The sequence below is a fragment of the Actinoplanes sp. NPDC051346 genome (genome assembly GCF_040682215.1).
Lineage (GTDB): Bacteria > Actinomycetota > Actinomycetes > Mycobacteriales > Micromonosporaceae > Actinoplanes.
Map to the genome: position 1 here is coordinate 203,852 of NZ_JBFBAJ010000003.1, position 26,375 is coordinate 230,226.

General features: G+C 71.0%; 28 protein-coding genes. 11 read left to right on the top strand and 17 right to left on the bottom strand.

What is annotated here, in order from left to right; translation table 11 throughout:
* Positions 1-219: 219 nt before the first annotated feature.
* Positions 220-1,314, top strand: coding sequence for an acetate kinase (locus AB0M36_RS09270; RefSeq protein ID WP_364155405.1), 1,095 nt, complete (start codon positions 220-222; stop codon positions 1,312-1,314).
* A gap of 338 nt (positions 1,315-1,652) precedes the next feature.
* On the opposite strand, the gene AB0M36_RS09275 is transcribed toward AB0M36_RS09270, so the two are convergent.
* The 4 genes from AB0M36_RS09275 to AB0M36_RS09290 form a co-directional block, all read right to left on the bottom strand.
* Positions 1,653-1,820, bottom strand: coding sequence for a hypothetical protein (locus AB0M36_RS09275; protein ID WP_364154765.1), 168 nt, complete (start codon positions 1,818-1,820; stop codon positions 1,653-1,655).
* A 540-nt stretch (positions 1,821-2,360) separates the two neighbouring features.
* Positions 2,361-3,311: a zinc-binding dehydrogenase gene (locus tag AB0M36_RS09280; protein WP_364154767.1), complete on the bottom strand. Its 951-nt coding sequence runs from the start codon at positions 3,309-3,311 to the stop codon at positions 2,361-2,363.
* Positions 3,312-3,498: 187 nt separating this feature from the next.
* Positions 3,499-4,830, bottom strand: a complete 1,332-nt coding sequence (locus tag AB0M36_RS09285; RefSeq protein WP_364154770.1) for an NADP-dependent malic enzyme — start codon at positions 4,828-4,830, stop codon at positions 3,499-3,501.
* 134 nt (positions 4,831-4,964) lie between these two features.
* A complete protein-coding gene (locus tag AB0M36_RS09290) occupies positions 4,965-5,273 on the bottom strand; it encodes a S26 family signal peptidase (protein ID WP_364154773.1) in 309 nt (102 codons plus the stop codon).
* A gap of 84 nt (positions 5,274-5,357) precedes the next feature.
* On the opposite strand from AB0M36_RS09290, the gene sodN reads away from it, so the two are divergent.
* Genes sodN through AB0M36_RS09305 form a run of 3 tightly spaced genes read left to right on the top strand, consistent with a single transcriptional unit; the run spans position 5,358 to position 6,701 of the window.
* Positions 5,358-5,762 carry a superoxide dismutase, Ni gene (gene sodN / locus AB0M36_RS09295; protein ID WP_364154776.1) on the top strand — a complete coding sequence of 135 codons (405 nt, stop codon included), beginning with the start codon at positions 5,358-5,360 and terminating at the stop codon, positions 5,760-5,762.
* Positions 5,759-6,259 carry a GNAT family N-acetyltransferase gene (locus AB0M36_RS09300; RefSeq protein WP_364154779.1) on the top strand — a complete coding sequence of 167 codons (501 nt, stop codon included), beginning with the start codon at positions 5,759-5,761 and terminating at the stop codon, positions 6,257-6,259. The genes sodN and AB0M36_RS09300 overlap by 4 nt, the downstream gene beginning before the upstream one ends.
* A gap of 28 nt (positions 6,260-6,287) precedes the next feature.
* Positions 6,288-6,701, top strand: coding sequence for an ATP-binding protein (locus AB0M36_RS09305; RefSeq protein ID WP_244945397.1), 414 nt, complete (start codon positions 6,288-6,290; stop codon positions 6,699-6,701).
* A 5-nt stretch (positions 6,702-6,706) separates the two neighbouring features.
* Here the strand turns inward: AB0M36_RS09305 and AB0M36_RS09310 are convergent, their stop codons facing one another.
* Both AB0M36_RS09310 and AB0M36_RS09315 read right to left on the bottom strand, forming a co-directional pair.
* A complete protein-coding gene (locus AB0M36_RS09310; protein ID WP_364154783.1) occupies positions 6,707-7,402 on the bottom strand; it encodes a GntR family transcriptional regulator in 696 nt (231 codons plus the stop codon).
* 93 nt (positions 7,403-7,495) lie between these two features.
* Positions 7,496-7,885: a hypothetical protein gene (locus AB0M36_RS09315; RefSeq protein WP_364154786.1), complete on the bottom strand. Its 390-nt coding sequence runs from the start codon at positions 7,883-7,885 to the stop codon at positions 7,496-7,498.
* A 53-nt stretch (positions 7,886-7,938) separates the two neighbouring features.
* On the opposite strand from AB0M36_RS09315, the gene AB0M36_RS09320 reads away from it, so the two are divergent.
* Together AB0M36_RS09320 and AB0M36_RS09325 are read left to right on the top strand one after the other, a co-directional pair.
* Positions 7,939-8,889: a diacylglycerol kinase family protein gene (locus AB0M36_RS09320; RefSeq protein WP_364154788.1), complete on the top strand. Its 951-nt coding sequence runs from the start codon at positions 7,939-7,941 to the stop codon at positions 8,887-8,889.
* A 422-nt stretch (positions 8,890-9,311) separates the two neighbouring features.
* Positions 9,312-9,566, top strand: coding sequence for a WhiB family transcriptional regulator (locus AB0M36_RS09325; protein WP_043524653.1), 255 nt, complete (start codon positions 9,312-9,314; stop codon positions 9,564-9,566).
* 648 nt (positions 9,567-10,214) lie between these two features.
* On the opposite strand, the gene AB0M36_RS09330 is transcribed toward AB0M36_RS09325, so the two are convergent.
* The 5 genes from AB0M36_RS09330 to AB0M36_RS09350 form a co-directional block, all read right to left on the bottom strand.
* A complete protein-coding gene (locus AB0M36_RS09330; protein ID WP_364154792.1) occupies positions 10,215-10,985 on the bottom strand; it encodes a CbiX/SirB N-terminal domain-containing protein in 771 nt (256 codons plus the stop codon).
* Positions 10,967-11,722, bottom strand: coding sequence for a phosphoadenylyl-sulfate reductase (locus AB0M36_RS09335; RefSeq protein WP_364154795.1), 756 nt, complete (start codon positions 11,720-11,722; stop codon positions 10,967-10,969). Before AB0M36_RS09335 ends, AB0M36_RS09330 begins: the two co-directional genes overlap by 19 nt.
* Positions 11,723-11,873: 151 nt before the next feature.
* The gene (locus AB0M36_RS09340) at positions 11,874-13,565 is read right to left on the bottom strand and encodes a nitrite/sulfite reductase (RefSeq protein ID WP_364154798.1); all 1,692 of its coding nucleotides are present in this window, start codon (positions 13,563-13,565) and stop codon (positions 11,874-11,876) included.
* Between the two features lie 310 nt (positions 13,566-13,875).
* Complete coding sequence (locus AB0M36_RS09345) at positions 13,876-15,414, bottom strand: histidine kinase N-terminal domain-containing protein (protein ID WP_364154801.1); 1,539 nt, start codon at positions 15,412-15,414, stop codon at positions 13,876-13,878.
* Positions 15,415-15,452: 38 nt separating this feature from the next.
* Positions 15,453-16,487, bottom strand: coding sequence for an SIS domain-containing protein (locus AB0M36_RS09350; RefSeq protein WP_364155407.1), 1,035 nt, complete (start codon positions 16,485-16,487; stop codon positions 15,453-15,455).
* Positions 16,488-16,728: 241 nt separating this feature from the next.
* On the opposite strand from AB0M36_RS09350, the gene AB0M36_RS09355 reads away from it, so the two are divergent.
* Positions 16,729-18,348 (top strand): tetratricopeptide repeat protein, encoded by a 1,620-nt coding sequence (locus tag AB0M36_RS09355; RefSeq protein ID WP_364154804.1) that lies wholly within the window; start codon positions 16,729-16,731, stop codon positions 18,346-18,348.
* 26 nt (positions 18,349-18,374) lie between these two features.
* Here AB0M36_RS09355 and AB0M36_RS09360 read toward each other — a convergent pair whose 3' ends face one another.
* The 6 genes from AB0M36_RS09360 to AB0M36_RS09385 all read right to left on the bottom strand — a co-directional run bounded on the left by AB0M36_RS09360 (position 18,375) and on the right by AB0M36_RS09385 (position 22,004).
* Entirely contained in the window at positions 18,375-18,590 is a 216-nt protein-coding gene (locus AB0M36_RS09360; RefSeq protein WP_071808679.1) for a biotin/lipoyl-binding carrier protein, read from the bottom strand.
* 312 nt (positions 18,591-18,902) lie between these two features.
* Positions 18,903-19,181, bottom strand: a complete 279-nt coding sequence (rsrA, locus tag AB0M36_RS09365) for a mycothiol system anti-sigma-R factor (protein ID WP_364155409.1) — start codon at positions 19,179-19,181, stop codon at positions 18,903-18,905.
* Between the two features lie 5 nt (positions 19,182-19,186).
* Positions 19,187-20,020 carry a sigma-70 family RNA polymerase sigma factor gene (locus AB0M36_RS09370; RefSeq protein ID WP_364154806.1) on the bottom strand — a complete coding sequence of 278 codons (834 nt, stop codon included), beginning with the start codon at positions 20,018-20,020 and terminating at the stop codon, positions 19,187-19,189.
* Between the two features lie 69 nt (positions 20,021-20,089).
* Entirely contained in the window at positions 20,090-20,701 is a 612-nt protein-coding gene (locus AB0M36_RS09375; protein WP_364154809.1) for an alpha/beta family hydrolase, read from the bottom strand.
* Positions 20,702-20,703: 2 nt separating this feature from the next.
* The gene (locus AB0M36_RS09380) at positions 20,704-21,099 is read right to left on the bottom strand and encodes a WhiB family transcriptional regulator (RefSeq protein ID WP_364154811.1); all 396 of its coding nucleotides are present in this window, start codon (positions 21,097-21,099) and stop codon (positions 20,704-20,706) included.
* Between the two features lie 212 nt (positions 21,100-21,311).
* Positions 21,312-22,004: an SOS response-associated peptidase gene (locus tag AB0M36_RS09385; protein ID WP_364154813.1), complete on the bottom strand. Its 693-nt coding sequence runs from the start codon at positions 22,002-22,004 to the stop codon at positions 21,312-21,314.
* 92 nt (positions 22,005-22,096) lie between these two features.
* Here AB0M36_RS09385 and aroA point away from each other — a divergent pair, with 92 nt between their 5' ends.
* From aroA to AB0M36_RS09405, 4 genes are all read left to right on the top strand, one after another.
* The gene (gene aroA, locus AB0M36_RS09390) at positions 22,097-23,389 is read left to right on the top strand and encodes a 3-phosphoshikimate 1-carboxyvinyltransferase (RefSeq protein ID WP_364154816.1); all 1,293 of its coding nucleotides are present in this window, start codon (positions 22,097-22,099) and stop codon (positions 23,387-23,389) included.
* Complete coding sequence (rsgA, locus tag AB0M36_RS09395; RefSeq protein WP_364155410.1) at positions 23,362-24,465, top strand: ribosome small subunit-dependent GTPase A; 1,104 nt, start codon at positions 23,362-23,364, stop codon at positions 24,463-24,465. The genes aroA and rsgA overlap by 28 nt, the downstream gene beginning before the upstream one ends.
* 17 nt (positions 24,466-24,482) lie before the next feature.
* Positions 24,483-25,286, top strand: coding sequence for a histidinol-phosphatase (gene hisN / locus AB0M36_RS09400; RefSeq protein WP_364154819.1), 804 nt, complete (start codon positions 24,483-24,485; stop codon positions 25,284-25,286).
* A gap of 82 nt (positions 25,287-25,368) precedes the next feature.
* The gene (locus AB0M36_RS09405; protein ID WP_364155411.1) at positions 25,369-26,235 is read left to right on the top strand and encodes a hypothetical protein; all 867 of its coding nucleotides are present in this window, start codon (positions 25,369-25,371) and stop codon (positions 26,233-26,235) included.
* Positions 26,236-26,375 lie beyond the last annotated feature (140 nt).

A 26,375-nucleotide genomic window follows, 5' to 3' on the forward strand; every position in this document is an offset into this window, starting at 1 on the left:
ACGGGTGTTCCGGTCGCCCCCGGCGGGATGAGGTCGGCATCGGAAGGGACGGCGCCCGCTGGCGGCAGGGTGACTTCCGCGGTCGGCGAGCCGCTGCCCGGTCCCGGCGGGACGACGGCCGGTGCCGGCGGGACGACGGCCGGTGCCGGCGGGACGACGGCCGGTGCCGGCGGGACGACGGCCGGTGCCGGCGGGACGGCGCTTGTTTCCCATGGGCTGGTGGAGGGGGGTCGGCTGGCGGGTGAGGGGCTCGGTGGGCGTGAGACGCCGGTGACGCTCGCCAAAGGATTGATCGAACGGATCGGCGAGACCGGCGGAGACGCCGCCGACCACACCGCCGCGCTGAGACAGGTGATGGAGTCCATCGACCTCTCGGACCTGGACGCGATCGGTCACCGCGTCGTGCACGGCGGCAGCGTCTTCAGCGCCGCGACGGTCATCGACGACGATGTGGTGGCAACGATCGAGGGCCTGGTGCCCCTCGCACCCCTGCACAACCCGGCGGCCCTGAGCGGCATCGCGGTCGCGCGCAAGCTGTTGCCCGATGTCCCCCAGGTCGCCGTCTTCGACACGGCGTTCCACCTGACCATCGCGCCGGAGGGCGTCACGTACGCCATCGATGCCGAGCTCGCCGCCGCTTGGCAGATCCGACGCTACGGCTTCCACGGAACGTCCCACGCGTACGTGGCCCGCAAGACGGCGGCCCTCCTCGGCCGCCCGGCGAAGGAAACCAACGTGATCACCCTGCACCTGGGCAACGGCGCCAGCGCCTGCGCCGTCCAGGGCGGCCGCAGCGTGGCCACGTCCATGGGCATGTCACCGCTGTCGGGCCTCGTCATGGGCACCCGCAGCGGCGACCTCGACCCCACCGTGATCTTTCACCTGCACCGGGTGGCGGGCCTACCGATCGAGGAGATCGAACGCTCCCTGACCCGCTCCGCGGGCCTGCAGGGCCTGACCGGAGCCAACGACATGCGCGAAATCCAGCGTCGTCGCGAACAGGGCGACCCGGCGGCCACCCTCGCCTTCGCCGTCTACTCCCGCCGCATCAGGGAGTACGTCGGCTCCTACCTCGCGCTCCTCGGCCACGCCCACGCCATCACCTTCACCGCGGGCGTAGGCGAAAACTCCCCGTCGATACGAGCAGAGTCCTTGCACGGCATGTCCGCACTCGGCATCGAGATCGACGAATCCCGCAACACCCGCGGCGACCGTCTGATCTCACCGGACGCGGCACGGGTGAAGGTCTGCGTAATCCCCACAGACGAAGAACTGGAGATAGCCGAGGAAACGAGAAAGGCACTCGTCAGCTGATCCGACACGACCGTGCCCACAACGCCGACGCCACCGCGCCGATGCAGCTCGACCACCGCTCCCGCCACAGCGACGCCACCACGCCGATACGTCGCGCCCACCGCACCTACGCGACCACACGCCACCCCGCCATGGCCGAACGGCGAGCGACGCGATGACGGCGATCAGCGGGCAGCGGACGGCAGGCGGCAGGCGGCAGACAGCGAGCCACGATGACGATCGGCCCGGCCCCGGTGGCACCTCCACCGGTATGGCCGGCCGCAACCACAGCTACTGGCCGGCACGGAGCCACGGGATCACGGGCGATCAGCCGACGGCGAGCCGCGCAGCCACGGCGATCAGCCGACAGCGAGCCACGCAATCACGGATACCAGGACGACTGCCACCACGGCTACACCGATGATCAGCGGGGTCTTCGAGGCCGCAGCCGGCTCTTCGGGGGCTTTCTGCGTGAAGGCACGAAACGCCTCGGTGTTGCCGCTCGGGTCGACGCTGTTGTCAGACATGCGGACGACCATAGCGAAGCCGCACATCTCCGAGCCAGGCCTACCGGGCCCCCTACCAGGCACTTCGAAGAGGCGGTCAGAAATTCACCCTTCTGTGGGAGTGTTCCGCCGCCCGGATTGCCCCCATCGAGCGTTCCTTTGAGCCCATCGCATGACACAGAGTGCAGAATCTGCAGCGCCGGGTGACGTTCGTGGCGTCGGGCGCCCGAGACGTCATGTCGAGCATGAGCGTGATCACAGTCCGAGCCTCCGGTCCGGCGCTGACACACGCACCTCAAACCGGCCCGGCCACCCAGGACTTGGACAGGTGCACATCACCCGGGAAGCAGCGCTAGTTCCAGTGCTTGGCGCGGACGCCTCGTCCCGCGCAGGGAACAGCACGGCGCAACCAGACACGCCCACGCCCGGAACACGACGCGACGCGGCCACGCGTGCCTGCGCGGTGACGTCGGGCGGGGCGCAACGCGAGAAGGCACCACACCCGCCACGACGCGCCCCCGGCCCAGAAGACACCCACGCCCGGAAACCGGGCGGCGCGTTTTAGTGCAGGTGGTCGATCGCCACCTTGCCGAAGGCTTCGCCGGAGTGGAGGCGGGCGAAGGCGTCTGCGACCGCGGAGAAGCCATACGTCGAGTCGATGACCGGACGGATGTCCTCCGCGACGCAGAGCTTGAGCAGCGCGGCGAGTTCGTCGGCTGTGCCCATGGTGCTGCCGAGGATTTCGAGCTGCATCATGAAGACGCGGCGGAGGTCGATTTTGGGGAAGTGGCCGCCGGTTGCGCCGCAGACCACGATGCGGGCGCCCGGGGCGGCGCATTTCAGGGAGTGTTCGAAGGTGGGGGTGCCCACCGATTCGATGACGACGTCGACGCGTTCGGGGAGGCGGGCGCCGGGTTCGACCGCTGTCGCGCCCAGGGCGGCGATCTTTTCGCGCTTGCCGGGGTCGCGGCTGGTCGCGTACACCCGCTTGCCGAGGGCCGCGGCCAGGAGCACCGCCGCGGTGGCGACGCCGCCGCCCGCGCCCTGGACCAGGACCGCCTCCGCGTCGGCGACGCGGCCGCGGGTCGTCAGCATGTGGTACGCCGTGAGCCAGGCCGTCGGCAGGCACGCCGCGTCGAGGAACGAGAGGCCCGCGGGCTTGGGCACGAGGTTTGCCGCCGGGACGGCCACGCGCTCGGCGAGCGTGCCCGGCCAGCGCTCCGACAGCAGCGAGAAGCCGCGCGGGTCCTTCGGGTCGTCGACGACCGGGAAGACGACGACCTCGTTGCCTTGGGCATCCACTCCGGACGCGTCGCAGCCCAGGATCATCGGCAGCCGGTCGGCGGGGAGGCCCACCCCCCGCAGTGACCAGATCTCGTGGTGGTTGAGGGAGCTGGCCCGCACGTCGACCGTCACCCACCCGTCGGGTGGCGACGGCTCGGGAAGGTCGCCGACTGTGAGGGCGGCGAGCGGTTCGTCCGGCTTCGTGGCACTGGCGTAGGCGGCGCGCATGCTGAGAACGCTAGTCACCGCCTCGGTGGCACGCCACCCACCACGCTCCCGCTGTGGATAACAGCACCTAGCGTCGGCGGGGCCCGGCCGGCGGAATGACCGACGGCGATGCGATTGCGAAGAAGCCGGCGGCCCGCGGTAAGCCGCGGGCCGTCGGCAACCAGAAGAGCCGACCGATAACCAGATGTCAGGACTGAGCCGCCACCGCGGACGCCGCCAAGGTCTCTGCCGGAGAGGCCGTGACCGAAGCCGCCGGCGGAAAGGTGCCCGAAGCCGCCTGAGACGAGGACGCCGGAGAGGAGGACGCCGGCGAAGGAGCCACCGCCCGCCGCCGCGCCACCCCGTCCCATTCAGCAGCCTGGGCCACCGCCGCCGCGACCGCCGGGGCCACCCGCGGGTCCAGCGGCGACGGCACGATCGCGTCGGCGCGCAGGTCGTCGGAGACCACGTCGGCGATGGCCTCCGCCGCCGCGACCTTCATCCGTTCGGTGATGCGGGTGGCGCGGGCGTCGAGTGCCCCGCGGAAGATGCCCGGGAACGCCAGCACGTTGTTGATCTGGTTGGGGAAGTCGCTGCGGCCGGTCGCCACGATGGCGGCGTACTTGTGGGCGATCGTCGGTGGCACCTCGGGGGTGGGGTTGGCCAGCGCGAAGATGATGCCGCCCGGGGCCATCCCGGCCAGCGCGTCCTCGCCGATGGCGCCGCCGGAGACTCCGATGAGGACGTCGGCGCCGATCAGCGCCTCCTTGATTCCTCCCGTACGCCCGGAGTAGTTCGTCTTCTCCGCGAGCGCCGCCTTCACGCCCGCGATTCCGGGTCGCTCGGCGTGGATGATGCCCTTCGAGTCGCAGACGATCGTGTTGGCGCCCTGAATGCCGGCGGCGATCAGGGTGTCGGTGATGGCCACGCCCGCCGCGCCCGCACCGCTGATCACGACCCGCAGGTCGGCGAAGCGGCGGCCGAGCAGCGTGACCGCGTTGCGCAGGGCGGCGAGCACGACGATCGCCGTACCGTGCTGGTCGTCGTGAAAGACGGGGATGTCGAGGGCCTCGTCGAGGCGGCGCTCGATCTCGAAGCAGCGGGGCGCGCTGATGTCCTCGAGGTTGATGCCGCCGAACGAGGGACCGAGGGCCTTGACCACGGCGATGATGCCGTCGATGTCCTGGGTGTCGAGGCAGATCGGCACGGCGTCGACGCCGCCGAACTGCTTGAACAGCACGGCCTTGCCCTCCATGACCGGCATGGCGGCCTTGGGGCCGATGTTGCCGAGGCCGAGGACGGCCGAGCCGTCGCTGACGACCGCGACCGTGTTGCCGGTCCAGGTGTAGTCGTGGTGCAGGTTCTCGTCGTCGGCGATGGCGGTGCAGACCCGGGCCACCCCCGGGGTGTACGCCAACGACAGATCGTCGCGGCTGGCCAGGGGAACGGTGGCGGAAATGGCCATCTTGCCCCGCTTGTGCAGCTCAAAGACGGGGTCGGCGGCCAGCGCGGGATCGAGTTCGAAACTGAAGAAAGACACGGAGACTCCAGACACGCATCAGTACGTCGGTGGTGCCAGCCGGCCCTGATGCGCGAGATGTGCGCGGACCGACGTGCGATGCGGGGATCACCCGGTGAAGCAACCACACTCTGGTGTGCTGTGGTTACCGGACATTAACTTAGCCGACCCGGTCGAGGCCAGTAGCGAAACATCACACGTCCGATGACATCCGCCACCCCGTACGCTCGTGAGTCGTCGGTCACGAAGTCGTTGTCGCCGCGTACCCACCAGCCCTGGTCCTGGGCCCGGACCGCGCGCTTGACCACAAGCAAGTCGGGTCGCGAGCGGAAGCGCGCGACCACGACGTCGCCCTCCCGGACCCGCCGCGTCCTCCGCACCATCAGGGCGTCTCCGGAGCGCAGGGTGGGTGCCATGGAAGGACCTTGCACAAGTACGGCGAAGACCGGCAGTTGCAATCTCATGGCATCAATCCCGCGTGGAGTATGGCTCGGGGTGTAAGGGGTAGTGTCAGGACCGGATCATCGCAAACTCATGGAGGGGTCCCGATGCGACTTCCGCGTATCTTCACGCCGCGCACTGTTGTCAGCGCGCACTGCGACCTGCCTTGTGGGGTCTACGACCCCGCCCAGGCTCGCATCGAGGCGGAGTCGGTGAAGGCCATCGCCGAGAAGTACCAGGCGAACACCGACCCCGAGTTCCGCACCCGTGCCATCCAGATCAAGGAGCAGCGGGCCGAGCTGGTCAAGCACCACCTGTGGGTGCTCTGGACGGACTACTTCAAGGCGCCGCACTTCGAGAAGTACCCGAACCTGAACCAGCTGTTCAACGAGGCCACGAAGCTCGCGGGCGCGTCCGGCGTCAAGGGTTCCATGGACCCCGCCGTCGGCGAGCAGCTGCTCGGCAAGATCGAGGAGATCTCCAAGATCTTCTGGGAGACCAAGCAGGCGTGAGTGCTGCCCGCATCCGGCCGGTACGTCCCGAGGACGTGCCGGCCGTTGTGGCGATGGTGCACGAGCTGGCCGATTTCGAACGCGAGCCGGAGTCGTGCCGGCTGACCCCCGCGCAGTTGGAAAAAGCACTCTTCGGCGACCGGCCGGCCCTGTTCGGGCATGTGGCCGTCGACGAGGACGACACTCCTTACGGCATGGCCCTGTGGTTCCTCAACTTCTCGACGTGGGAAGGCGTCCACGGGATCTATCTCGAGGACCTCTACGTGCGCCCCGGCCACCGGGGCACCGGCGCGGGCGCCGCCCTGCTGGCCGAGTTGGCCCGCATCTGCGTCGAGCGCGGCTACCGGCGGCTCGAGTGGGTGATGCTCGACTGGAATCCCGCGGCGGACTTCTACGCCGCGATCGGCGCCGCCGCCAGTACCGACTGGGTCCCCTACCGGCTGACCGGCGCCCCGCTGGGCCGACTCGCCGAGCGCGCCTCACCCATCAGGCGCTAGAGTCTCGACCATCGGGAGGATGGGGTCGGTGACTCAGCTTCAGACAACACATCCGGAGCCGGCGTTCGGTGACGACGTCGTGCTGCTCACCGTGCCCGCCGACGGTGGCTATCTGGGCGTCCTACGGACGGCGACGGCCGGGCTCGCGGCCCGGCTGCATTTCGCCCTCGACGAGATCGAAGACCTACGCATCGCGGTCGACGAGGCCTGCGCGATGCTGCTGGCGATCGCTACCCGCGGGGCCGACCTCGAGTGCCGCTTCGCGGTGACCGACGACGCGCTCACCGTCGAGGTGACGGTCGCCACCGTGCGCGGGGCCCGACTGCCGTCCGAGTCTTCGTTCGCGTGGAAGGTGCTGACCGCCCTGACGACGTCCGCCGCCGCCGAGGCGAACGGCCGGCACGCCACGATCAGACTCCTCACCCGCCGCACCGAGAACTAAGCCGCTCAGCGGGCGGCGACCGCGGCGATGTAGTCGAGGTGACGACGCCCGGTCTCCATCGCGCCCATCGCATCGTGGTTGCGTACGTGCGTCAACAGGTCCCGGTGGTCCGCGTCGATCCGCGCCCAGTAGTCGCCGGGCAGCGCGTCGACCACCTCCTCTCCGTACCCGATGTGGTAGAGCGGCCGTGTGACCAGCTCAAACAGCGGGTTGCACGTCGCCGAAGCGATCGCCGAGTGGAACGCGGCGTGCGCGGCCATCATCGTGTCGAGCTCGTCGAGGTCGGGGTCGAACATCGCGCCCCGCAGCTCGACGAGGTGGGCGTCGGTGCGGCGTTCCGCGGCCAGACCCGCCGCCGGAATCTCCACCGCGCGCCGCAGCTCGAGCAGGTCGGCCAGACCCACCTCGGCCGAGTTGCTCAGCAGGGTCAGTCCGGTGGAGAGCGCGTCGGAAAGCTGTTGGGCGTCGGGGTGGGCGACGAAGCTGCCGCCGGTCACGCCGCGGGTGGTGACGATCAGGTGCTGGCTCGCCAGCAGGCGCAGCGCTTCGCGTACGGTGCTGCGGCTGACGCCCGAGCGCACGCACAGCTCCGGCTCCGGTGGCAGACGCTCGCCGGGCTGCAAGCGGCCCGACGTGATCTCCTCACGCAGTTCGTCCGCCAGGAGCTGGTACGCCGGCGGGCGCACCGTCGATCCGGCCACTCGCTCACCCCCTTGTGATCCGCCACACTCAGCGTAGGCCTTTCCCTGTGCGGCGGAAGTGCTGATCAGCCCAGCGGGGGTGAGAAGTGCACGTCAGTCCAATCCCAGCGCTCGCGTCGTGGGCGGCAGCAGGCAGAGCAGCGCCACTCCGACGCCCAGCCCCATCAACAGCACACCCGCCCAGGAGGGTCCCGTCTGCAGCAGAAAGCCGCCCGAAGCGATGAGGAAGAGCTGAACGACGATCGCGGGACCGCGGGCCCGCGCCGAGCGGCCCGCCAGCGCCCGGGCCACCAGGAAGACCGCGCCGGCGCCGAGGGCGGCCATCACGGCGAGCGAGATCGCCACCGCGAGGCTGCCGGGATCTGCCGTCACGACCAGCACCATCACGTACGCCGCGAGCACCGCGAGCGCCACCGCCTCGGCGGCGAGCAGCCGCACCGCCCAGAGGAGAGTCGCGGGAGTTTCCACATCGGCTGGGGTCACCGCTGTACGATACCGGCCAGCTCGGGGCGGCTCTGGGAGGTACAGTGCCGCCCATGCGAGCATTACTCGTGGTTAACCCGAAGGCCACCACGACCAGTGAACGCAGTCGTGATGTGCTGGTCAGGGCCCTGAGCAGCCAGGTCGAGCTGACGGTGGAGTACACCCTCAAGCGCGGCCACGCGGCGACGCTGGCCCGGAAAGCGGCAGAGAGCGGCGTCGATGTCGTGGTCACCCTGGGCGGCGACGGCACGGTCAACGAGGCCGTCAACGGTCTGATGACCGCCGATCCGGGGCTCGCCTCGCGGGGCACGTCGCCCGCCTTCCGGCTGCCGGCGCTCGCCGTGGTGCCCGGCGGATCCACGAATGTGTTCGCCCGGGCGCTGGGACTGCCCCGGGACTGGGTCGAGGGCACCGGCGTGATCCTCGACGGTTTGCGCTCGGGACGGCACCGGGTGATCGGGCTCGGCCGCGCCGATGACCGTTACTTCACCTTCACGGCGGGGCTGGGGTTGGACGCCGCGGTGACGCGCCGGGTGGAACAGGCCCGGCTGCGGGGGCGTACGTCCACGCCTGCCCTTTATATGAGGTCTCTGGTCGGGCAGGTTCTCTCGGGCGAGCATCGCAAGGAGCCGCCCCTTTCAATCGAGCGTCCCGGCGACGATCCGGAGACCGGTCTGGGCACCGTCGTCATTCAGAACACGGCCCCGTGGACCTATGTCGGCGACCGTCCGATCAACCCCAATCCACAGGCATCGTTCGACCGCGGACTTGACGTCCTGGCCCTTCGTAGCCTAGGAGTGGCGACCACAACACGGACAGTTACTCAGATGATGGCTCGGCGGGCCGATCCACGAGGCCGCAACGTGCTGCGCATCCACGATCAGGGAGAGTTCACGATCGTCGCCGCGAGGCCCCAGCCCTTCCAGCTCGACGGCGACTACCTGGGTGAGCGGCAGAAGGTGCACTTCTTGTCCGTCCCCGAGGCGCTGCGTGTGATCTGCTGAGGGGTGGGTAGGCCGAAACCGAAGGTCCTCACGATCCGTTACAGAAACACGGGCGAAAGGTCTGCAAGGGAGCGGCTACCGTACTACATTGATGGGAGCGTTCATGCGCCGGTCCTGGGCTCAACCCCCAGAAGCGGACATAAGGGTCGTGAGCTAGCTCACCCGCCCGGAGATTTTCCGAGCGCTACCCTTGACATCGCGGGAGTTCGTGAAAGCATTCACAAGCGATAAGAAGTAACCGGATGCCGCTCGCCCGCGTTCCTAATCCAGAAGGTGCAGAACGGCCTCCTGAACAAAGCTCGCTCACGCACTGGTGATCGGACGAACGCTGTCCGTCGGTCGTCACGGCGTATGCAGATAAAAGCAAGTCTGTAAGACCGCACTAATTCATTACCCCAGCCGAAACAAGGAGTGTTGCCGCCATGGACTGGCGCCACGATGCGATCTGCCGCGACGAGGACCCGGAGCTGTTCTTCCCGATCGGGACGTCCGGCCCCGCGCTCCTGCAGGTCGAGCAGGCCAAGGCCGTGTGCCGCCGGTGCCCCGTGACCGAGTCGTGCCTTCAGTGGGCGCTCGAATCCGGTCAGGACGCCGGCGTATGGGGCGGTATGAGCGAAGACGAACGGCGCGCGGTCAAGCGTCGTGGCGGCCTGCGGGTCGGCGCTCCCACCGCCTGAACAATCCCCTCACAGCATTCACGCCCCGGGCCCATCACGGTGCCGGGGCGTCGTGCTGTCCGGAGTCATCCAACGTTTCGGCCTGATTACGCCGCGCAATGTGACGCAGGGCATGAATGAGATCACCGAGCTTCGCGAAATGATCTCGAAATCATCGCAATCGTTGACACCATTAGTCTCCATGAACTCACTCTCCGATGTAGAGGGACCCGGCGCGAGTTCCCGACTTTCAGCAACTTCTCAGTGAGCACGGTCACGCACCCCCGTAACGCAGCTCACGCCAATCGGAACCACGCCGGACAAGGCCGAAGCCACGCAACGCCCGTTTCGCGAGGAAGTCTCCGCGGCGAACAGTTCGCGCCCTCCCGCGGCGGGCCACAGCCGGCCCCGCAGACGAGCAAAACCGCCCCGGCGACCCAGCCGGCAACTGCCCGAAAGAACGTCAACACAGCGCCCGACAAGGCAGACCAGAGCCGCCCGGCAAAGCCAATCCAGGCCTGCCCGCCCGGCCGCGCCAGCGCCGCCCGGCCGCGCCAGCGCGCGGCGGCACGACCAGCAGCAGGCCGGCGACGCGCCCGGCCGCGCCAACGCCGGGCTCGACCGGCAGGGACGACGCCAGGCCCGCCCGGCCGCGGCGTCGAAGCGGACTCAGGCCGCGGAGGCGAGAGCCGACCGACCGCCCGCGTCAACCACCCGGGCAGCGACCAGAGCGGCCAACGCCGGAGTGTCCGTGAGCGGCTCGGCGACCGCCACCACCCCGGCCTCCCGCGCCGAAGCCACCGTCGAGTCCCACAGCAACCCGGGCGCCAGAAAATACGACGCCAGACCGACCCGGTGACTCCCCGCGGACCGCAACGACCGCACGACATCGCCGGACAGCGGCGGCGCGGCCGAGGCATAGGCCACCCGGCATGGCACGCCGAGCCGCTCGCCCAGCGCCGCGGCAGCCTCCTCCACCGTCGCCCGTGCGGAAGTGCTTCGGGTCCCGGCGGCCGTGAGCACCACCGCGTCCATCCGGCCCTCAACGGGCCCCAGGCGGGCCCGCAGCCCGTCCAGCAGCAGCTCCGGCACCCGGCCCCCGACCGGCCCCAGCACCTCGGCCAGCTCGACCTCGAGCCGCACACCGTCGGCCCGCGCGGCGGTGATCTCGCCCGGCACGTCCACCCGGCCGTGATAGGCGGCCGTCAGCAGCAGCGGCACCATGACCGCCCGCCGGTGCCCCGCCTCCGCGAACGAGGCCAGCACCTGACGTGGGCGGGGCACGCTGTGGTCGAGGTACGACGCGCGCACGTCCCACTCGGGGTGCAGCGCACGCACCGCCGCCGCCAGCGCCTCGGTGGCCCGGGCCGCGCGCGGATCCCGGCTGCCGTGCGCGACCAGAACGACCGCCTGCCGAGCGCTCACTGGTGCAGGCCGCATTCGGTCTTGTCGAACATCGCCCAGCGGCCGGCACGCGGGTCCTCGCCCGCCTTGGTCCGGCGGGTGCACGGCCAGCAGCCGATCGAGCCGTACCCCTTCTTGAAGAGCTCGTTGACCGGAACGTTCCAGCGGGCGATGTAGCGGTCGACGTCCGCCTGCGTCCACGCGGCGATCGGGTTGACCTTGATCTTGCCCTTGCGCGGGTCGAACGCCACGACGGGGGTGTTGGCGCGGGTCGGGGACTCGTCGCGGCGCAGTCCGGTGGCCCAGGCGTCGTAGTCGGTCAGCGCGCGCTCCAGCGGCTCGACCTTGCGCAGGAAGCAGCACTCGTCGGGGTTGCGGGCGAACAGCCGGGGACCGAACTCGCCGTCCTGCTGGCCGACGGTCTTCCGCGGGCGGATCGACCGCACGGTGACGTTCATGGTCTTCGCGACGGCGTCGCGGATCTTGAGCGTCTCGGGGAAGTGCAGGCCGGTGTCGAGGAAGACCACGTCGACGCCGGGGGCCGCCCGCGAGAAGAGGTGGGCGACGACGGCGTCGGCCATCGAACTGGTCACGCAGAAGCGCTCGCCGAACGTCGACGCCGCCCAGCGGGCGATCTCCTCGGCGGGGGCGTCCGCGAGCAGCGCGGCGCCCTCCGCGGCAAGCGCCTCCAGCGTGGCGCGCGAGCGGCGGGAGGAGTCGATGGGCTCGCTCAGATTCACCAGGCCGAGCCCGGTGGCGGTCAGCACACTCATCGGTTCACTCCCTGGGAGAGCAGTCCATGAAATTTGACCGAGAAGACCCGGGCGCAGGAGTGGCACTCCCACGCGCCGTGCGAGGCCTCGTTGGGGAACAAGTCCTCCTCGCCGCAATAGGGGCAATACAGCGGGGTGCTCCGGGCGTCGCTCATGTCAGCAGCCCCTCATCGGCCCGGACGACCCAGTCGGCGAAACTCTCGCCGTCGGCGCGTGCGGCCAGGTAGTTGCGGGCGAGTCGTTCCACGTACCCGGGAAGCTCTTCGGCGGTGGCCTTGAGGCCGCGCAGCTTGCGGCCGAAACCGGCCGTCTGGCCCTGCGCCATGCCCAGGCCGCCGCCGAGGTGGACCTGGAACCCCTCGACCTGCTCGCCGTTGGCGTTCATGACGAGCTGCCCCTTGAGCCCGATGTCGGCGACCTGGGTGCGGGCGCAGGCGTTCGGGCAGCCGTTGATGTGGATCGAGATGTCCGCGTCGAAGTCCCTCAGCCGCTCCTCGAGGCGGGCCACCAGCTCCTCGCCGCGGGCCTTGGTCTCGACGATGGCGAGCTTGCAGTACTCGATGCCGGTGCAGGCCATGGTGCCGCGGCGCCAGGCCGACGGACGGGCCTCCAGCCCGATCCGTCGCAGGCCCGCGACGAGCGGTTCCACCTGGTCGTCGGCGATATCCAAAACCAGAAGCTTCTGGTACGGGGTAAGGCGCACCCGGTCTGATCCGTGTGCCACCACCAGGTCGGCCAGCCGGCTGAGCTGCGTTCCCGACGAGCGCCCGACGACCGGGGCCGCACCGACGTAGTTCCTGCCGTCGCGCTGCTTGTGCACGCCGATGTGGTCGATCGGCTTCTCCGGCAGCACCGGCGGCGGCCCGTCGACCAGGGCCCGACCGAGGTATTCCTTCTCGAGGACCTCGCGGAACTTGGCCACACCCCAGTCGGCCAGCAGGTACTTGAGCCGGGCCCGGTTGCGCAGCCGCCGGTACCCATAGTCGCGGAAGATTCCGACCACGCCTTCCCAGACGTCGGGGATCTCGTCGAGCGGCACCCAGACCCCCAGCCGCTCGGCGAGCCGCGGGTTGGTGGAGAGTCCGCCGCCGACCCACAGGTCGAAGCCCGGCCCGTACTGCGGGTGCACGACACCGAGCAGGGAGATGTCGTTGACCTCGTGCGGCGTGTCCGCCAGCCAGGAGATCGACGTCTTGAACTTGCGCGGCAGGTTGGAGTATCGCGGGTCGCCGACGTAGCGCTCGACGATCGTGTCGATGGCCGGGGTCGGGTCGACGACCTCCTCAGTGGAGACGCCGGCGACCGGGCTGCCGAGCACGATGCGGGGACAGTCGCCGCAAGCCTCGGTGGTCTGGAGTCCGACCGCTTCGAGCCGGCGCCAGATCTCCGGCATGTCCTCCACGCGGATCCAGTGCAACTGGATGTTCTGCCGGTCGGTGATGTCGGCGGTGTCCCGGCCGAACTCGGTGGAGATCTCGGCGATGGTCCGAAGCTGGGCGACGGTGAGCGCGCCGCCGTCGATGCGGACGCGGAGCATGAAGAACTCGTCCTCGAGCTCGTGCGGCTCGAGGACGGCGGTCCGTCCACCGTCGATGCCCGCCTTGCGCTGGGTGTAGAGCCCCCACCAGCGGAACCGGCCGCGCAGATCCTGCGGGTCGATGCCGGCGAAGCCGGTGTGGGCGTAGATGTTCTCGATCCGGGCCCGGACGTTGAGCGGGTTGTCGTCCTTCTTGATCCGCTCGTTCGGGTTCAGCGGTTCGCGGTGTCCGACCGCCCACTGGCCCTCGCCGCGCGCCTTGCGGGGGCGGACGGCGGGAGCGGCGGCGGTGTTGCTGAGCGCCATGGCGGCGTCCCTCCGGATAGGGGTGGGCACGCGGCGACGCTCACGGCAGGGCTCGCGACATCGATGTCTGGGAGAAGCCGGCGCGTCTCGCGCGCCCGAAATCACAACGGGCGGCGTCAGTCAGCCGGACACATGGCGCTGCGGACACGGCCGTAGTCGACGTGGCGACGGGCCACGAAGCGGCGGTCAACTGCAGCGGTCATGTCGGCAAGCCTCTCACGCGTTCGCCTTCTGGGCCAGTGGGGTCCAAATTCCGGGAGTGTGGCCCCGGCCACTGTCCGCAAGTGAGAGGTGTATGAAAGCTGCCAGCTCAGCGTTTGCCGAGCGGCACCACCAGCACGGCCTCGGTGCCGCCTCCGGCGCGGTTACGCAGCTCGATGGTGCCGCGCAGCTCGCCCGTCGCCAACGCCCGCACGATCTGCAGGCCGAGGCGTCCGCTCGCGTCCGCCTCGAAGCCGTCCGGCAGGCCCTGGCCGTTGTCGGCGACGGTCACGTGCAGCTGCTTGCGGAAGCGGTGCGCCGACACGACGACCTCGCCGGACGGTTCCGGCGGGGTCAGCGACGGCTCGGCGTCGTCGGCGCGTGCGGGGAAGCCGTGCTCCACCGCGTTGATGAGCAGTTCGTTGAGGACCATCACCAGCGAGGTGGCGATCTCCGCGGGCAGGACGCCGAACGTGCCCTCGCGGCGCATCTTGACGGTGATCTCGGTGGCCGCGACCTCGGTGGCGGCGGTGGCGACACGGTCCACGATGCCGTCGAACTCGACCGCCTCGTCGCTGGACATGGAGAGGGTCTCGTGCACCAGGGCGATCGACGCGACCCGGCGTACGGATTCCTGCAGGGCCATCCGGGCCTCCGGGATGTCGACCCGGCGGGCCTGCAGGCGCAGCAGCGCCGCGACCGTCTGCAGGTTGTTCTTGACCCGGTGGTGGATCTCGCGGATCGTCGCGTCCTTCGTCATCAGCGCGCGGTCGCGGCGGCGGACCTCTGTGACGTCGCGGACCAGCACCAGCGCGCCGATCGGCACCCCGGCCGGCATGAGTGGCAGGGCGCGCATCAGCACCGTGGCGCCGCGGGCCTCGACCTCTTTGCGGGGCGGGGACTCGCCGCGCAGCGAGGCGTGGATGCGCTCGGCGGCGTCCGTACCCTCCAGCGGGTCGGCGGCGAGCCGGCTGGACAGCACCGACAGCTCCTCGCCCACCAGGTGGGCGTTGAACCCGAGCCGGCGGTACGCCGACTGCGCGTTCGGGCTCGCGTAGGTGACCTTGCCGCCGGCGTCCACCCGGATCAGGCCGTCGCCGACCCGGGGGGCCGAGGTGGTCTCGCCCTGGTGCCGCGGCGGCGGGAAGGTGCCGTCGTTGACCATCTGGGCCAGGTCGTCGGCGGTGGTCAGGTAGTTCAGCTCGAGCTGGCTGGGCGTCCGCGCGGTGGACAGGTTGGTGTCGCGGCCGATGACGGCGATCACCTCGATGTTCTCGTCCTCGCCGCGCAGCCGCACCGGGATGGCCTCGTGGCGTGCCGGGGTGTCGCCGTACCAGACCGGGTCGCCCTCGCGCCAGATGCGGCCCTGCACGTACGCGATGTCCAGGTGGGCGACCTCCGGACCGCCGACGATCTTGCCGACCTGGTCGTCCTGGTACGCCGTCGGCGCGGTCGTCGGGCGCACCTGGGCGACGCAGAGAAAGGACCGCGACTCGTCGGGCCGGGGCCGGACGGGCACCCAGAGCAGCAGGTCGGCGAAGGACAGGTCGGACAGCAACTGCCAGTCGCCGGCGAGGCGGGTGAGGTGGTCGATGTCGACGGGGCCGAGGTCGGTGTGCTCTTCGGCGAGATCGCGCAGCGTGGACACGGACCAAGCCTGCCATGCCCCCGTTCGGCCCCGGACGGTCAGAGGGTGGCGGTGATCTTCTTCAGGCCGCGCGGTGCGTCCGGGTCCTCGCCGCGGGCGAGCGCCAGTGCCAGCGCGAGCTTTTGCAGCGGCAGGATGTCGAGCAGCGGGGCATAACGCTCGTCGACCTCGGGCACGGCCAGCCGGCCGGCCGCACCGGCGATGTCGTGGGCCCCGATCGTCACCACGTCGGCGCGGCGCTCGCCGAGCCGGTTCACCACGTCGGCCATCGAGGCGCCGCCGGGGCCGCCGCCGACGACCGCGAGCACCGGCACGTCCGGGTCGGTCATGGCGAGCGGACCGTGCAGCAGGTCGGCGCCGGAGAAGGCGAGCGCCGGCAGGTACGAGGTCTCCATCAGCTTCAGGGCGGTCTCGCGGGCCGTCGGGTACGCGTACCCGCGACCGGTGGTGACCATCCGCGACGCGAAGCGGTAGCGCTGGGCGAGCTCGTCGGAGCCCCGCTCGGCCAGCGTCTCCTCGGCGAGCTTCGGCAGCTTCTCCAGCGCGGCGCGCTCGTCGGCGCTCGGCCGCCCGTCCCCGTTGCGTACGCCCTCCACCAGCAGCAGCAGCGTCAACAGCTCGGCGGTGTAGGACTTGGTGGCGGCGACCGCGCGCTCGTGCCCGGCGGCGATGTCGATCGAGAGCTCGGCGGTGGTGGCGAGCGACGAGGCGGGGTTGTTCGTCACCGCGAGGGTGACGGCACCACTCTCCCGGGCGACTTTGAGCACCTCGGTGAGGTCCGGCGAGCCGCCGCTCTGGCTGACGCCGACCACGAGCGCGCCGGCGAGATCGGGCCGGGCGCCGTAGAGCGTGATCGCGCTGGGTGAGGCGAGCCCGACCGGGATGCCGAGGCGGATCTCCGTGAGGTACGCGCCGTAGAGGGCGGCGTGGTCGGAGGTTCCCCGTCCGACGAAGACGACGTGCTTGGGCCGCTGCTCGGCGATCCGGGCGGCCACTTCCGCGATCGCCGCCGCCGGCTCGCCGTCGAGCAGCCGGGAGTACCCGGCCGGCTGCTCGGCGATGTCGGCCGCCATGCCCTGGCCTCGCTGCGTCACTGATCCTCCCAAGATGCGCACTCACGCTCGTACGGTGCGCAGTCTTGCACTTTTTCTCGGGAAAACGCAACGGAATGAGCAGTACTGCGCAGGCTTGCAGGACTGACATATCGAGCGCCGTCGCCTAGGCTTCGCGTCGGTGGCATACCACGTGCCATCGACGCGCGCGAGGCCCGGCACCGCAGGCCTCGACCGCCCGCGCGATGAGGAAGGCTTGGCCATGGACGACTCCCGGCGCTCCGCCGACCGCGATCTCGAACGGGCGCGTGCCGCGTTCGAGCGCGGCGAGGTGCACCATGCCGCCGACCACCTGGCCGGCGCGATCGCGCATGCGCCAACCCTGCCGGAGATCCATGAGCTGCTCGGCCGGCTGGCCACCCGCGCGGACGGCGGCCTGGAGCTCTTCCCGCTGGAACAACACGCCTTCGTGGGCACGGTCGTCGCCCGCGCCCACCTGCTCGCCGCGGCGGGCCGGCCCGAGGACGGCCTGCCCCTGCTCGCGGCGGCCAGCGGGCACACCCCCGGAGTCGACTGGGCCGGCGTGCCCTGGGTCAGTGACCCGGAACTGGGCGCCCGGATGGAGCCCGGACTGCTCGCCCGGATCGTCATGCAGCTGTGCACGACGGTCGGCGACCCGACGCCCGAACCGGACCGGGCGGCCCTGCGGCCCTACCTGACGCTCGTCGGGCACGCGGTGCGGGCACACAGCGACCACGCGATGCTGCTCGGCGCCGGCTCGGCGCTGGCGCGCCGGCTCGGCGAGGCGGAGCAGGCGGTGCGCTGGGCGGCCCAGGGCGCCCGCCTACGGCCGTCGAAACTCGCGGAGATCTGGCTCGGGTACGCCTACCGCAGCGCGGACCGCATCCCGGAGTCCCTGGCCGCCCTGCGCCGCGCGGTGATGTACGACCCCGACGACCTCTCCGTGTACGCCGACATCGCGGGCACCCTCGCCGACCACGGCCGGTTGGACGACGCCCTGGACTGGATCGACCGCGCCCTGGCCAAGAATCCCGACGACGACTGCGCGGTGCACACCGGATATCGCCTGCGCTATCGGTCCGACGGCGATCTGGCCCACCTGGTCCGCCTCGCGGACTTCCAACGCGATCATTTCGACGACACGCACGAGCACTCGGATCTCGCGGAATGCTGCGCGGACCAACCGTGGCTCAGCCGCGTGCCGTCGGGGCCCGACGCACCGCCCGATCCGGCCCGTGAGCCCTTCGCGGCGGGCCGTGCGACAACCGCCGCGGTGGAGCGCCTGCACCGGGCGGCCCATCCGCTCTGGCCGCATCCTCCGGCCGCCTACGACGCGGCTCTGGGTCTGGTCCTGGTCGACCCGCAGGATCTGCTGGCGCTCATCGCCGATCCACCGGCGGCGCCGGACGACGAGGTGGGTCGGGCGCTCGCCGCCCACGATCCCGGCCTGTGGCGCCGCTGCGCCCAGGTCTGGGCCTGTCTGGGGCTGCTGCACCACCGCACGGAGGAGCCGTGGCCGTTCTCCGCCCGGCGCCGGCTGCTGGTGGACCTCGCCAAGGGCGGCCTCGACCGAATCACCGAGGCGGCCCTGTTCGCCCTGGTCACCTACGCCTGGGTCGACCCAGCGGCGCGATCGGACGTGGCCAACCTGATGAGCCGCCGCCTCGACGACGCGGCGGGCTCGGCAGCCCTGGCCTGGTCGCTCGCCCATCTGGCGCTGGCGACCCCGAACCTGCCACCGGAGGCCCGGGAGCGGGCATCGGCGATCATCCAGGCGGAGGAGCGCGCCGGCCTCCCGCTGATTCCGCGGCAGCGGAACCGGCGGGCGGGGCGCCTACGGCGCTGGCTCTCCGGCCGCTGACCGCCGCCGGGCCCTGACTGCCGCCGCTACTCGATGACGGCGATCAGGTCGCCTTCCTGGACCACGTCGCCCTCGTTGACGGCGAGCTGAGCCACGACGCCGTCCGACTCGGCGAGCACCGGGATCTCCATCTTCATGGATTCGAGGATCACCAGCGTGTCGCCCTCCTCGACCTCGGCGCCGGCCGCGGCCACGACCTTCCACACATTGGCCACCATCTCGGCACGGATCTCGTCGGCCATGGTGTTTGTCCTCTCGTCGGCGCTGTCGCTCGAACGGTATCCAATCATGATTCGCTCGCGGGCACATATGGGGCGCGCGGTCCGACGTCGCGCGGGCGTCTACGATCGGCGGGTTGGACGTACCCACGGCCGCCTCGCCGTCGGGAGCCCGCACGACGACAGGAGAACGACATGGCCAAGAAGGCCCGTAAGAAGAAGGCCCGTAAGAAGAGCTCCGCCAACCACGGCAAGCGTCCCAACTCCTGAGCCGGGGAGTGACAAAGAAGGGCCCGCAGCGCTCGCTGCGGGCCCTTCTCGCGTGTCAGGCGATGCTCAGGGCAGGTACTCGTGGCTCTCGACCTCGACCACGTACTCGCTGAGCTTGTGCTTGAGCCGCTCGCGCAGTTCCCGGGGCGCGGTCTCGTCACCGCAGCACCGGGCGACCAGCGCCTTCACCTCGTGCTCGATGCCGTATTCGCGCAGGCAGTCGGAACAGTCGTCCAGGTGCTTCTGGATCAGTCGCCGTCGTTCGTCGCTGCATTCGAGGTCGAGGTAGAGGTAGACCTCGCTGATGACGACGCTGCAGTCGGTCTTGTGGTCCTCGTCGCTCACGTCGCTCACGCCTCCTGTGCCGCGGGCGTGCCGGAGCTGCGGGTGATCCCCCGATCGGCGGCGTACCGCTCGAGCAGCTTGCGCAGGTTGCGCCGGCCGCGGTGGAGCCGGGACATGACCGTGCCGATCGGCGTACCCATGATGTCGGCGATCTCCTTGTACGAGAAACCCTCGACATCGGCGAGGTAGACGGCCAGACGGAACTCCTCGGGCAGCTGTTGCAGCGCGTCCTTGATGTCGCTGTCGGGCAGCCGGTCCAGCGCCTCGGTCTCGGCCGAGCGCAGGCCCGCGGACGTGTGTGACTCGCTCGACGCGAGCTGCCAGTCCGAGATCTCCTCGGTCGGAGCTTGCACGGGCTGCCGCTGCTTGCGCCGGTACGAGTTGATGTAGGTGTTGGTCAGGATCCGGTACAGCCAGGCCTTGAGGTTGGTGCCCTCCTCGAACTGGTGGAAGGCGGAGAACGCCTTGAGGAACGTCTCCTGCACCAGATCCTCGGCATCGGCGGGATTGCGCGTCATGCGCAGGCCCGCGGCGTACAACTGGTCGACGAACGGCAGCGCGTCCCGTTCGAAGCGCGCTCGGCGCTCGTCGGTCCGCTCTCCGCGTCCGCTCCGTTCGACCCGCTCTGTCGGCGTCACCCGCATCTCTCCCCTCGACTGCCTTGCCGAGGATACGGGGAGTGCCCCATCCGCAGATTCGAAAACCGCTGGTGTGCTCACGCTCACCGATGGGGGGACGGGCGGCGGCGACACCGCGGGCCACTCCGGCGAGCGCAGCAGGTGCCGCATCCTGCGGGACTGCTGACCTTCCCGCTCGACGAACTCGGTTCCGCCTCGCACGTGGTACCCCTTCCGACGAATCGCTTCACCGGGTGGTGCAACGCCGACCACGGGTGTCCGCATTCCGACCTACCTCGCCCAGCCGTGCCGGCGCAGCCACCCGACCACGACCTCGGCGGTGCCGGGAAGATCCTTGCGCAGGTCGTGCACGGCCCCCGGGCGTACGGCGACCTCGACCGTGCCGGCGGCCTCGGGCACGCCGAAGGGGTCACGGTCGCCGTTGACGGCCAACACCGGCAGCCCGGTGGGCAATTCGTCGGACCGGCTGCGCTCGGGCTTGCCGGGCGGGTGCAGCGGGAACGCCAGGGCCAGCACGCCGGCGGCGCCGAGCGCCCGCGCCGTACGGCAGGCGACCCGCGCCCCGCTGGAGCGGCCGCCGACGATCAGCGGGAGGGCGGGGTCGGCGAGCTCGCCCAGGACGGCGGTCCACGCCTCGTCGAGGTGGCCGGCGGGCGCCGGGGCCCGCCGGCCCGCCACCCGGTAGGGCTGCGTGACCAGCGCGACCCGGACGCCGCCGGCGACCGCCACGTCGTGCACCGCCGTCAGGTCGGGCGCGTCGACGTCACCGCCGGCGCCGTGGCCGAGGACGAGCAGACTGAGCGGCGAGCCGGCGGGGTCCGTGAGCCGGATCCGCGCCGGTCCGCGCGGCGTATCGATGGAGAAGCTGCGCACAGCTCCCATGGTTACCGGCTGACCGGCTCCAAGGTGAGCAGGCGGCGATCTTTCTCATCCGGCCCGTCGTCGACCGGCTCACCGTCCGGCTGCACCCGCTCCCGCCAGGCGATGAGCATCGCGCGGCGTTCCCGCGCGGTGGTGCCGCCCCAGACCCCGTGACAGTCGCCCACCTGCAATGCCCACGCGAGGCAGGGGCCTTGGACGTCGCAGGTGCCGCAGAGCGCTACCGCGCCCTCGGAGGGCTCGTTCGGAGCCGGGAAAAATGTTTCCGGATCCACCGTTCGACAGGCGCCTCTGGTGCGCCAGGCCTCGTCGGACCTGCGCCCCCGGATGGCCCCGAGCAGCCTCGGGTCCCGCCGTGCGATGGCAACTTCATGTGGACGCGGCATTCGAGCACGTGTCATCAGCCCACCTCCCCCGTGGGTACCGGTAAAGCTGTGGCGACGCGGCCCGCACCATGCGCACCGCCGCCACACCGGCGCTGGTTTCTATCGCACGGAGCAAGATCAGAACAAGGGTCTTATCTATGTCTGCACAATTTTTCGCGGTCCATATACCCCGATTACGGGGCAAACCAATGGTCACGATTCGTCACGCGGCGATCTTTCGGAGGCGCTCAGAAGAGCGTCGACTCCTCCTGGGGAACCGAGACCTGGACCGGGGCCGTCAGCTCCGCGCCGTTGTTGCGGACGTTGCCGACATCCGGGCCCACGGCCCGCACCTCGACCGCTTCCAGCTCCGCCTCGGACAGCGGCCGGAGCAGCTCGCCGGCATCCCCGCCGCCGGCCAACCACGCCGCCCAGCGATCGCGCGGCAGGAACAGCGGCATGCGGTCGTGCACCGCCGCGAGCCCGCCCGCCGCCGCGGCGGTGAGCACGCTGCAGGTAAGGGTCTCGGCACGCCACATCGTCCACACTCCGGCGAAGGCCAGCACCGAGGAGTCGCGCGGGGTCATGTAGTAGGCCTGGCGCTGCTTGCCGGTGCGCACCCACTCGTACCAGCCGTCGGCCGGCACCAGACACCGGCGGCGCTGGAAGGACGGCGCGAACGCCGGGGACGTGGCCACGGTTTCGGACCTGGCGTTGATCATCCTGGCTCCGGCGCGCGGGTCGGTCGCCCAGGGCGGCACCAGGCCCCAGCGGGCGGTGTCGACCACGCGGCCGTCGTGCCGCTGCGACACGCGGATCACCGGCACGGGGTCGGTCGGCGCGACGTTCCAGCTCGCGGGCGGCGCCTCGGCCACGGCGACAGCGTCGAAGAGCAGGCCCAGATCGGCCTCGCTCTTCGTCGTCGCGTAACGCCCACACATGCGCCAGACCCTACGCCCGGTACCGGTGTGCCCGCTGTCCCCTACGGCCCCGGACGGGCCGCGCGCACCACTTGTCATACCCGACCGGCAGAATGGGTCCCGTGACCGCAGAAGTCCGACCCTGGACCGCGCCCATCGCCACGAGGCCCGTCGCCGCGACCGTGCGGCTGCCCGGCTCCAAGTCGATGACGGCGCGGGCCCTGGTGCTCAGCGCCCTCGCCGACGGCCCCTCCGAGATCCACCGCCCGCTGCGCGCCCGAGATACCACGCTGATGGCCGACGGCCTGCGGGCGCTCGGCGCCGGCATCGACGTGTCCAGCGCGGACGTCTGGCCGGTCCGGCCCGGACCGCTACGGGGTCCCGCCGCGATCGACGTCGGCCTGTCCGGCACCGTCATGCGATTCGCGCCACCGGTGGCCGCGCTGGCCGAGGGCACGGTCACCTTCGACGGCGATCCCCACGCCCGCAACCGTCCGCAGCGACCCATCGTGGAGGCGTTGCGCTCCCTCGGCGTCGACATCGACTCCTCTCCCCAGGGCGGCCTGCCGCTCGTCGTGCGGGGCACCGGCATGGTCGAGGGCGGTCCGGCCGTCATCGACGCCTCGGCCTCCAGCCAGTTCGTGTCCGGCCTGCTGCTGTCGGCGCCACGCTTCGTCAAGGGTCTGACGCTGCGGCACGAGGGACCGCCCGTGCCGTCGGCGCCGCACCTGCGGATGACCACCCACATGCTGCGGGCGGCCGGGGCCGTCGTCGACGAGAGCGAGCCGGACGTCTGGGCCGTCGAGCCCGGCACCCTGAGCGGACGGACCTGGCAGATCGAGCCCGACCTCTCCGGAGCCGCGCCGTTCTTCGCCGCCGCCATGGTCACCGGTGGGGCGGTGACGCTGGCCGGCTGGCCCCGCGACAGCTGGCAGCCGGTCGGCGCCCTCAGCGAACTGCTCACCGGGCTCGGCGCCGAGGTGAGCCAGGGCGACGACGGGCTAACCGTGCGGGGCACCGGCACGCTGCGTGGCATCGACGCCGACCTGTCGGAGGTCAGCGAGCTGACCCCGGTCGTCGCCGCCCTGGCCGCGCTGGCCGACTCGCCGTCCTCGCTGCGCGGTGTGGCGCACATCCGCGGCCACGAGACCGACCGCATCGCCGCGCTCGCCCGCGAGTTGACCAAGGTCGGCGCCGGGGTGGTGGAACACCCCGACGGCCTGGAGATCACCCCCCAACCGCTGCGGGCGGCCACCTTCGAGACCTACGCCGACCACCGGATGGCGCACGCCGCGGCGGTGATCGGCCTGGCGATCGAGGGGGTCGACCTCACCGACGTAGCGTGTACGTCCAAGACGCTGCCCGAGTTCCCCGAGCTCTGGGCCGGCCTGGTGACAGGGAGCTGAAGCTGCCGGCACGCAAACGGGAGTACGACGAGGACGACGTCCGGGTCCGTCCAGGCCGGTCGTCCCGCCCGCGTACCCGCACCCGCCCCAAGCACGAGGACGCTGTCAGCGCGCTGGTGATCACCGTCGACCGGGGCCGTTACGGCTGTGTCCGCGAGGAGGCGGAGAGCGAGGACGAGGTCATCACCGCGATGCGCGCCCGCGAGCTCGGCCGCAAGTCGGTCGTCGTCGGAGACCGCGTGGCGCTGGTGGGCGACGTCTCGGCGGCGCCAGGCGCACTGGCTCGCATCGTGCGCATCTCCGAGCGCACCTCCGTGCTGCGCCGCACGGCGGACGACGACGACACCACGCCCGAGGGCCGGCTCGAACGCGTCGTCGTGGCCAATGCCGACCAACTGGTGATCGTCAGCGCGCTGGCCGACCCGCCGCCGCGCACGGGCTTCATCGACCGGTGCCTGGTCGCCGCGTACGACGCGGGCGTCGAACCGCTGCTGTGCCTGACCAAGGCCGACCTCGCCGGCCCCGCCCCGGTGCTCGACTACTACGCGGAGCTCGACCTGCCCTATGTGCTGGTCGGGCCGGACAGCGACCTGAGCGAGCTGCGCGAGCACCTCGCCGACCGCATCTCGGTGCTTGTCGGTCACTCCGGCGTCGGCAAGTCGACGCTGGTCAACCGACTGGTCCCGGACGCCCTGCGGGCGGTCGGCGTGGTCAGCGCGGTCGGCAAGGGGCGGCACACCTCGACCAGCGCTGTCGCGCTGCGCCTGCCCCGGGTCCGGAAGAAGGGCGACCCCGGCTGGATCATCGACACGCCCGGGATCCGCAGCTTCGGGCTGGCGCACGTGAGCGCGGAGAGCCTGCTGCACGGCTTCCCCGACCTGGTCGAGGGCACGGTCGACTGCCCGCCCAACTGCGGGCACACGGCCGCGGACGTCGACTGCACGCTCGACGCCTGGGTGGCGGACGGTAAGGCCGATCAGCGCCGGCTCGCGTCGTACCGTCGGCTGTTGAGCAGCCGCGCCGGCGAGCTGGACGTCCGCGACCAGGCCGAGCGAGATCCCGCGCCCGGCGGTTGATCGGCTAGCGTGCCCGCATGGTTTCGTACGCCGACGACCTCGCGCTCGCCCACCTGCTGGCCGACACCGCCGACTCGATCTCCATGGCCCGGTTCCGGGCCCTGGACCTGCGCGTCGAGTCCAAGCCGGACCTCACGCCGGTCTCGGACGCCGACACCGCGGTCGAGCAGGCGATCCGATCGACGCTGGCCCGGGCGCGGCCGCGCGACGGCGTGATCGGCGAGGAGTTCGGCAACTCCACCGCGCCGGCCGGGGCCGGAAAGCGGCACTGGGTCATCGACCCGATCGACGGCACCAAGAACTTCATCCGCGGCGTGCCGATCTGGGGCACCCTCATCGCGCTCATGGAGGGCGAGCGGCCGGTCGCGGGGCTCGTCTCGGCGCCCGCGCTCGGCCGCCGCTGGTGGGGCGCGCTCGGCCACGGCGCGTACGCGGGCAAGCACCAGCACGCCGCCACCCGGCTGTCCGTCTCCGCGGTCCGCAAGCTCGGCGACGCCAGCTTCTGCTACTCCAGCCTGCCGAGCTGGGAGGAGGGCGGATATCTGGAGCCGATGCTCGGCCTCATGCGCGACAGCTGGCGCAGCCGGGCCTACGGCGACTTCTACGGCTACATGCTGCTCGCCGAGGGTGCCCTCGACGTCATGGTCGAGCCGGAGCTCTCGCTGTGGGACGTGGCCGCGCTGATCCCGATCGTCACCGAGGCCGGCGGCAGCTTCACCGACCTGGCCGGGCAGCGCGCGCCCGGCGACGGCAGCTCCATCGCGTCCAACGGGCACCTGCACGAGAAGATTCTCGACCGGCTGGCCCGCGGCCGGGCCTGACGCACCGTTCGTCCTCCGGGGGACTGCGTCGCTGGTCTATTCTCGCTCAGTGATGTCCGCCGGCTGGTTCTTTCTCGCAGCGATGATCGTCGCGTATGGCGTGGCGAACATGCTGCAGTCGGTCGCGGCGGCGCGCACGAGCGTGCATCACACTTTCGACCCGCAACTCCTCGTCCGGCTCGCTTGTCACCGTACCTATCTCCTGGGGCTGTTCTGCCAGGTCCTGGGGTTCGTCCTCGCGTTCCTGGCGCGCCGTGACCTGCCCCTGTTCCTGGTGCAGTCGAGCGTGGCGGCGGGTCTGGGCGTGACGGCGCTGCTCGGCGTGCTCCTGCTGAAGTGGACCTTGCCGGTCGCGGAGGTCGCGCTGCTGACGTTGCTGCTGGGTGGCATCACCGCGCTCGTCCTGTCGGCGCAGCCGGCGCATTCGCGCCAGCTCGGCACGTCCGGCGTGATCGGCCTCGCGGTCACGATCGCGGTGATCGCCGTGCTGGGCTTTTTCGCGGTACGGCTGCATGGCGCGCTCGGTTCCGTCGTGCTCGGCTCCCTCGCGGGCATCGCGTTCTCGGCGGCGGCGATCGCGGCCCGCCCGCTGGCCATGGCGGAGTCCTTCGGTGACCTGGTCGCCGACCCGCTGCTCTATCTGCTGGTCGCGCACTCGATCGTGGGTCAGCTGCTGCTGGGTCTGGCCATGCAGCGGGGGTCGACCACGGCCGCGGTGGCCGCGATGGACGCCGCGGGCGCGGTGCCGGCGGCGATCGTCGGGCTGCTGCTGCTCGGCGACCGGATCCATCCCGGGCGCGAGTGGCTGGCCGGCGTCGGCTTCGTGGTGACGCTCGGCGCGGTTATCGCCCTGACGCGCTACGCCGAACCGCAGCACCACCACGCGACGACCCGGCCGTCGTCGGGCCGTCGGGCCGAGCGGGCGCGCCTGCATCCCGCCGCCCGCTGAGCGTGCATGAGCGGCGATCCTCGGGGTACAACGAGGCACATGACCATGCCTCGCTTGTCCATAAATTCGTGCAAATCACCCTAAAGTTTCCTCGCCCGTGAGAATGCGAGTGCCCTGCGCGTTATGCACAATGGAGCGAT

Excerpts from the sequence above, each read along its gene's own strand:
- AB0M36_RS09275 (WP_364154765.1), bottom strand. The coding sequence starts at position 1,820 with ATGTCTGACAACAGCGTCGACCCGAGCGGCAACACCGAGGCGTTTCGT.
- AB0M36_RS09280 (WP_364154767.1), bottom strand. The coding sequence starts at position 3,311 with ATGCGCGCCGCCTACGCCAGTGCCACGAAGCCGGACGAACCGCTCGCC.
- AB0M36_RS09290 (WP_364154773.1), bottom strand. The coding sequence starts at position 5,273 with ATGAGATTGCAACTGCCGGTCTTCGCCGTACTTGTGCAAGGTCCTTCC.
- sodN (WP_364154776.1), top strand. The coding sequence starts at position 5,358 with ATGCGACTTCCGCGTATCTTCACGCCGCGCACTGTTGTCAGCGCGCAC.
- AB0M36_RS09320 (WP_364154788.1), top strand. The coding sequence starts at position 7,939 with ATGCGAGCATTACTCGTGGTTAACCCGAAGGCCACCACGACCAGTGAA.
- AB0M36_RS09325 (WP_043524653.1), top strand. The coding sequence starts at position 9,312 with ATGGACTGGCGCCACGATGCGATCTGCCGCGACGAGGACCCGGAGCTG.
- AB0M36_RS09330 (WP_364154792.1), bottom strand. The coding sequence starts at position 10,985 with ATGCGGCCTGCACCAGTGAGCGCTCGGCAGGCGGTCGTTCTGGTCGCG.
- AB0M36_RS09335 (WP_364154795.1), bottom strand. The coding sequence starts at position 11,722 with ATGAGTGTGCTGACCGCCACCGGGCTCGGCCTGGTGAATCTGAGCGAG.
- AB0M36_RS09340 (WP_364154798.1), bottom strand. The coding sequence starts at position 13,565 with ATGGCGCTCAGCAACACCGCCGCCGCTCCCGCCGTCCGCCCCCGCAAG.
- AB0M36_RS09350 (WP_364155407.1), bottom strand. The coding sequence starts at position 16,487 with ATGGCGGCCGACATCGCCGAGCAGCCGGCCGGGTACTCCCGGCTGCTC.
- AB0M36_RS09355 (WP_364154804.1), top strand. The coding sequence starts at position 16,729 with ATGGACGACTCCCGGCGCTCCGCCGACCGCGATCTCGAACGGGCGCGT.
- AB0M36_RS09360 (WP_071808679.1), bottom strand. The coding sequence starts at position 18,590 with ATGGCCGACGAGATCCGTGCCGAGATGGTGGCCAATGTGTGGAAGGTC.
- AB0M36_RS09375 (WP_364154809.1), bottom strand. The coding sequence starts at position 20,701 with ATGGGAGCTGTGCGCAGCTTCTCCATCGATACGCCGCGCGGACCGGCG.
- AB0M36_RS09380 (WP_364154811.1), bottom strand. The coding sequence starts at position 21,099 with ATGACACGTGCTCGAATGCCGCGTCCACATGAAGTTGCCATCGCACGG.
- AB0M36_RS09385 (WP_364154813.1), bottom strand. The coding sequence starts at position 22,004 with ATGTGTGGGCGTTACGCGACGACGAAGAGCGAGGCCGATCTGGGCCTG.
- aroA (WP_364154816.1), top strand. The coding sequence starts at position 22,097 with ATGGGTCCCGTGACCGCAGAAGTCCGACCCTGGACCGCGCCCATCGCC.
- hisN (WP_364154819.1), top strand. The coding sequence starts at position 24,483 with ATGGTTTCGTACGCCGACGACCTCGCGCTCGCCCACCTGCTGGCCGAC.
- AB0M36_RS09405 (WP_364155411.1), top strand. The coding sequence starts at position 25,369 with ATGATCGTCGCGTATGGCGTGGCGAACATGCTGCAGTCGGTCGCGGCG.